We start from the raw sequence: 5,926 nt of genomic DNA, 5'->3' as shown, positions 1-5,926 counted from the left end.
GGGCGGCGGCATCATGATCAACTGCGGCAGGAGATTGGGCAGCTGGAAGTCGACCACCGAAACGCCGACGGATTCGGCACCGCACATCGTGCCCATGATACAGCCGTTGATCTCGTAACTCTTCGAGATGCCGTCGGGCCGCTCGACGAAACGGGCGGCGGCGAGGCCCCTGTGTCCGCCGATCGTGCCGCCCATGTCGGCGCTGCCCTCGACGCCGTACACGGTCAGGGCGTCGAAAGCGACGTCGGCGGCGCTGATCGCGCCTTCGCCGGCATTCAGGGAGACCGAACGGCCATAACTCGGCCCCTCCAGCGTGATGTCGCCGCTGCTCCCCGAGGTGAGTGGCGTGGTGTCGATCAGGACCGAGGAACTGGTCAGCCTGAGTTCGCCCATCGTCGTGAAGGCACCGCCGCCGGTCGAATAGGTATCGCCGCTCAGGACGATGACCGGGGCCGAATAGAATTGCGGCCCGACCGTGAAGACCGAGGGCGGATCGATCAGCGCGCCCGCCGTGACCGAGAAGCCGGAAAGGGGCGAGATCGAGCCGACGGGGCCGAGCACGAGGGCATTGCGGCCGGCATCGATGGTCAGGCCGCCGGTCAGAGCTGCAACACTGCCGACGCTCGCCCCGTCGGTCGTGCCGTCGAGCCTGACGTCCCGGCCGGCCACCATGGTGACTGCGCCGTCGATGATCAGCGGGCCGGCGACATGGATGTCGCCCGTCGTGCTGCGCAGGGCCAGAGTGCCGCCGACCGGATCGCCCACGGTGACCAGGGAGGCGGTATAGGTCTGGTCGCCGATCGTCGTGATGTCCGAGCCGACGTCGATCTGGCCGCCGGTGACCGCCAGGCTGGCGAGGCCGCCGGCGCCGCCGAAGCGGCCGCCCAACAGAACCTCGTTGCTGCCGGCGTCGATCGTCAGGCCGACTGGCGAGGCGGGGCCGGCCGCGGCATCGACGGTGTCGGAAAAGACCACGGTATAGCCCGCGGTCAGTGTGGTGTCCTGCGCCAGGGTGCCGGCGCCGAGGAAGGCGGTGAGGCCGCCGATGACATAGGTCGACCCGGTCAGGGCGAAAGTGCCCGCGACGAGGAGAAAACCGTCGGCCGCTACATTGGCCAGGTGCGACCCGGTCGCGCTGCTGAGCAAGACGTTCTCGACATGGCGGAGGCCACCGACCGCGCCTTGCAGGTCGACGCCGCCCCCGCTCGACACGGCGCCCAGCGAGGCCGCCAGGCTGGCGGCCGCATCGGTATCGATGCGGCCGGTCACCGTGATGTCGTCCCCCGCCTGCAGCACGGTCGTGGCCACGAGATCGACCGGCCCGTCGAGCGTCAGAGCCGTGCCGGCGGTCAGCGTGCCGCCGGCGAGGCGGACGAGGTCGCCGCGCAACGACAGGGCGCCCAAAGTGTCGATATTGCCGGCCGAAAGCGTGCCGCCCGCGGCCAAGCTCACGGCACCCAGCGGCTGGTTTGCGCCGACAGCGCCGGTCACGGTCAGATCGCCCAGCGTCGCCGTGGCGGTGATCGTGTCGCCCGGACTGTCCTGGCCATCGATCGTGCCGTCGAACAGCACCGGACCGGTCGCCGCGGTGAGCGAGACCGCACCGCTTACCATCGTCGGTCCGGTCGCCGTGAAGCCGCCGCCGGCGATATAGGTGCCAGCCAGGGTGATGCCGTTCGGGGCGGTCAGGTCCTGGTCGCTCGTGGTGGTGGCCCCGGCCAGGGAGATGCGGTTGCCGGCCGTGAGTTCCAGGAAAGCGAGGCTGCGGGTCTGGCCGATGGCGCCTGTCACCGTCAGGCTGTCGCCCATGCCGGCGGTCGCGCGCAGGCCGGCCGCGGCGGCGCCGGCCGCCCGATCGATCGTGCCGGTGAAGGTAATGTCGGCGCCGGCCAGCAGCGTGGTGTCGACCGCCAGCGTGGTGGCGCCGGTCGCCTGGAAGCTGCCGCCGATCCCGTAGAAGCCGCCGGTCAGGGCGACGGTGGTGCCGGAAAGGGTGGTGTCCCCGGCCGTCCGGATACCGTCGACGGTGACCGTGCCGGCGCTCGCCGTGGCGCTGAAGTGATCGGGCGTCCCGATCAGGCCGACCACGCCCGAGACGGTGACGTCGCCCGTTGTCGAGACCAGGGTGACACCATCAACCGGATCGGCGATCGAATCGAGGTCGATCGAGCCGTCGACGGTGAGGGCGCCGGTTGCCGCGACGGTCGTTTCGGTGGCCAGGAGCAGGGGGCCGGAGACCCGGAACTGGCCGCCGGCCTGATAGCTGCCGGCGGTGAAGGCGACCGGCGATCCGGTCAGCAGGATGTCGCCGGTCGCGCGCAGGGCCGCGGCATCGATCCGGCCGGTCGCGCTCGCCACCAGGCGGTCGATCGGGGTGGTGGCGCCGACCGCGCCGAGGGCGATGTCGCCCGTCGCCGTAACGTCCAGCGTGGCGCTGCCCGAACCGTCGCCTTCCACGCTCCCGAAGCTCGCATTGCCGGCCAGGACCTGGACGGCGCCGCCGATCACGCTGGTCCCGACGCCGGTCGCGTCGAAATCGCCGGCCGTGCTGCGATAGATGCCGGTGCCGAAAGTCGCCGTGGCGGCGGAGAAGGTCTGCCCGCCCGTGGTCTCGATCCCGGCGAGGAAGAGCGTGTTGGCGCCATCGGCGGCCGTGAAGCCGAGGTCGACGAAGGCGAGGGGGGCCGCCTGGGTGCCGGCGGCACCGCCCAGGGTGATGGTGCGGCCGGTCCCGGCGGTCACGGTGAGGCCGGCGGGATTGGCGCCGGCACGGCGGATGGTACCGGCGAAATCGACATCGCCGGCCGAGTCTATCATGGTGTCGCCCGCCAGGGTGGTGGCCCCGGTCGCCTGGAAGCTGCCGCCCGCCTGATAGGCCGTGCCGTTCAGCGCAATGGTGGCGCCGGCCAGGGTCTGGTCGCCGGTGGTCGTGACGTCGGCGAGGCCGAGGCTGCCGGAGGCCGTGGCGATCAAATGGTCCGGCGCCAGGGTGCCGCCGACCGCGCCGGTCACGGTGACGTCACCGCCGGTCGAGGTCAGGGTCAGGCCGTCGGTCGGTGCGGCGCTGCTGTCCAGATCGACCGTGCCCGTGATGGTGAGCTGCCGGCCGGCGGTGATCGTCTTGTCCGTGAACAGGAAGACCGGGCCGTCGATCAGGAAGTCGGTGCCGGCACTGAGGGTTCCGCCGACCAGGTTGACCGATGCGGAAGTCAGGCTGACGGCGCCGGTGGCGATCAAGCCATGGGCGTCGAGCGCGTTCAGGCCGGTGACGGTGATCGAATCGAGCGGCGTGGCCGCACCGATCGAACCGCCCAGCACCGCTTCGTTCGTGGCCCTGATCGTCAGGCTGTTGCCCGAAGCACTGGCGGCGTCGACCGCGGCGAAATCGACATTGACCCCGGCATCGACGGTGACAGCGCCGGCGATCAGGCTCTGTACGGCGGCGCTGGCGTCGAAGAAGCCCGCGGCGCTGCTGTAGGTGCCGGCGTTGAAGGTGGCCAGAGGCGCCGTGTAGATCTGGTCGCCGACGGTGGCGACGCCATTCGCGGTGATCGAGGTGCCGGCGCTGGCGGTCAGGGAGTCGAGGGCCTTGAGCCCGCCCACGGCACCGTTGAAGGCGAGGGTGGTGCCGGCCGTGGCGGTCAGGCGGTTGACGCCGGCGCCATTGGGTTCGACCGCGCCGAAGGTGACCGCGCCGGTATCGGCGATCACCGAGACGTCGCCGGAGATCAGGCTGGTGACGGCCGCGCCCGCATCGATCGCACCGCCCGTGGAATGATAGCTGCCGGCGTTGAACAGGAGATTGGCGGCGCTATAGGTCTGGTCGCCCGTGGTCTCCACCCCGTTCAGGGTGACGTCGCCGCCGGCCGAGGCGACGACGAAGGAGAGCGGGGTCGAAATATTGCCGAGGGCATCGTTGAAGGTGACATGGCCGGACGGGCCGGCCAGGGCGGTCAGGCCCGCGGTGACCGAGCCGCCGGGGCCGACCGGGCCGGTCACGTCGATGCTGCCGGCGCCGGAAGCGTCGAGCAGCGTGTCCTGGAACAGGGAAACGCCGCCGGGGCCGGTTATCGAGATGTCGCCTGCGGAGACGGCATAGGTGGCGCCGGTCAGGGTGACCGTGCTGCCGGTGAGCGAGATCAGGCTGGCTGCGGCCACGGAGCCGGTCGAGACGTCGCCGTTCACGGCGCTCATCATGACGCTGCCCGGGCGGACGCCCTGGCCGATGCCCTGAGCTAGCAGGATGCTGCTGTCGGTCGAGGTGAGCGAGAGCGCCTCGAGCCCGCCGTCCGCATCCACCGTGCCGTCGATGCCGATCGCACCGGTGGTCTGGACCGTGACGTCGCCGGTCAGGGTCAGGCTGTGCGGCGTGGCGCTGGCGCTGTGGGTCTGGAAACTGCCGGCCAGATAGGTGCCCGCCAGTTCCATCGTGTCGCCGGTCAGGTCGATCGCGCCGAGTGCGGTGACCGAGGCGAGCGAAATATCCGGCGCCGAGACGGTCAGCGAACCCAGGGACACGCCGATGCCGGCCGCCCCGGTCACGGTGACGCTGCCGGTCGCACCGGTGACGGTCAGGGCGATGTCCGGCTCGGTGATGATGGCGTCGGACGAATTGCCGCTCAGGGTACCGTCGATCAGGATGCCGTCGGCCGCGGTGATCGCGGTCGGCTGGCGGGCCGAGACGGTGCCGGTCGCATCGAAACGGCCGCCGGTCGAGGTGAAGCTGCCGTCGAGCAGGATCGCGGGCGCGGTCACAGTGATGTCGCCGGCCACGGTCACGTCGGCGAACAGGCCGGCCGAGGTTTCGCTGCTCAGGGTCAGGTTGCTGCCGCCGGTCACCTGGACGTTGAAATTGACCCGGCTCTCGCCGCCGTCATGGGCTTCCAGGATCAGGTCTGTCGGCAGATCGATCGTGGCACCGGAGAAGGTGCCGAACAGCACCACGTCCGGGACGTCGCCCGGGGCCGACGGATCGGTGGCCGCCAGGGTCGAGGACGCGGCGCCCGAGCGCAGCGTGATCGACTGGAAGCCGCCGAGGGCCGCGATGTCGTTGTTGTCGATGCCGAGGTTGCTGGTATCGGCAACATCGCGGACCGCGATGCCCAGGCTCGAATTGGAAAAGGCCGGCGTGATCAGGGCGGTCGCCCCGGCACCCGGGTTGATGGTACCGAGCAGCGACAGGGTCTCGTCGCCGAAGCCTTGGAGATGCAGGAGCTGCGAGGCGTTCACGGCCGAAGTGGTGCCCGCGAACACGCCGCCCTGGCCGCCCAGCAGGTCGACCTCGCGCGCCGTGATGCTGACCGTCGTGGTGACGCCGCGGGACGTGCCGAGCACGATGCCGATCGGCACGACCGGGCCGGAGCTGGGCAGGCCGCAATCCGCGCCGAAGGTGAGGCAGCCGGTCAGGTCGACCTTGTCGGCGACGATGGTGCTCGACTGGACATTGATCTGGCCACCCGCATTGACATCGAGGTTCAGCGTGCCGCCGCTGACCACCAGGTCGCCCGTCCAGTCGACCAGGCGGGTCGCGTTCAGGGTCAGGGTCGCGCTGCCGTCGCCGCCGATGGCGAAGGCGCCGGGCGTCGCCGTATAGGTGATGTCGCCGTTGCTGCCGAAGGCGCTCGTCGTGTCGATGGTGACGTCGGTCCCGGTGGTCAGCACGGCGATGATGGAGTCCATGCCGACCGTGGCGCTGGCCGCCGATGCCGTGAAGGGATTGCTGGGCAGGCTGCCGGTGTCGACGATGTCGATGTCGGACGGGTCGAGCAGCCATTGGCCGCCGAGGCCGTGGGGCGCCGAAGCATCGACCGAGCCGGTGACGCCGAGCACGCCTTGCGAAGAAGTCTCGACCAGGCCGCCGTTGCCGCCCGCCGCCCCGCCGCGCGCCAGCGCCCGGCCGGCGAAGGCGGTCGCCTGGTCCGACCAG

1 protein-coding gene is annotated in these 5,926 nt (G+C 70.8%); it reads right to left on the bottom strand.

Going from position 1 to position 5,926, the window contains the following annotated elements:
• The coding region (locus WC493_RS21265; RefSeq protein ID WP_373068303.1) for a beta strand repeat-containing protein at positions 1-5,926 on the bottom strand (5,926 nt) is incomplete at both ends.

Source organism: Zavarzinia sp., assembly GCF_041650655.1.
Classification (GTDB): Bacteria; Pseudomonadota; Alphaproteobacteria; order Zavarziniales; family Zavarziniaceae; genus Zavarzinia.
The sequence above is the reverse complement of the archived record's forward strand: the minus strand, read 5'-3'. Positions and strand labels throughout refer to the sequence as shown.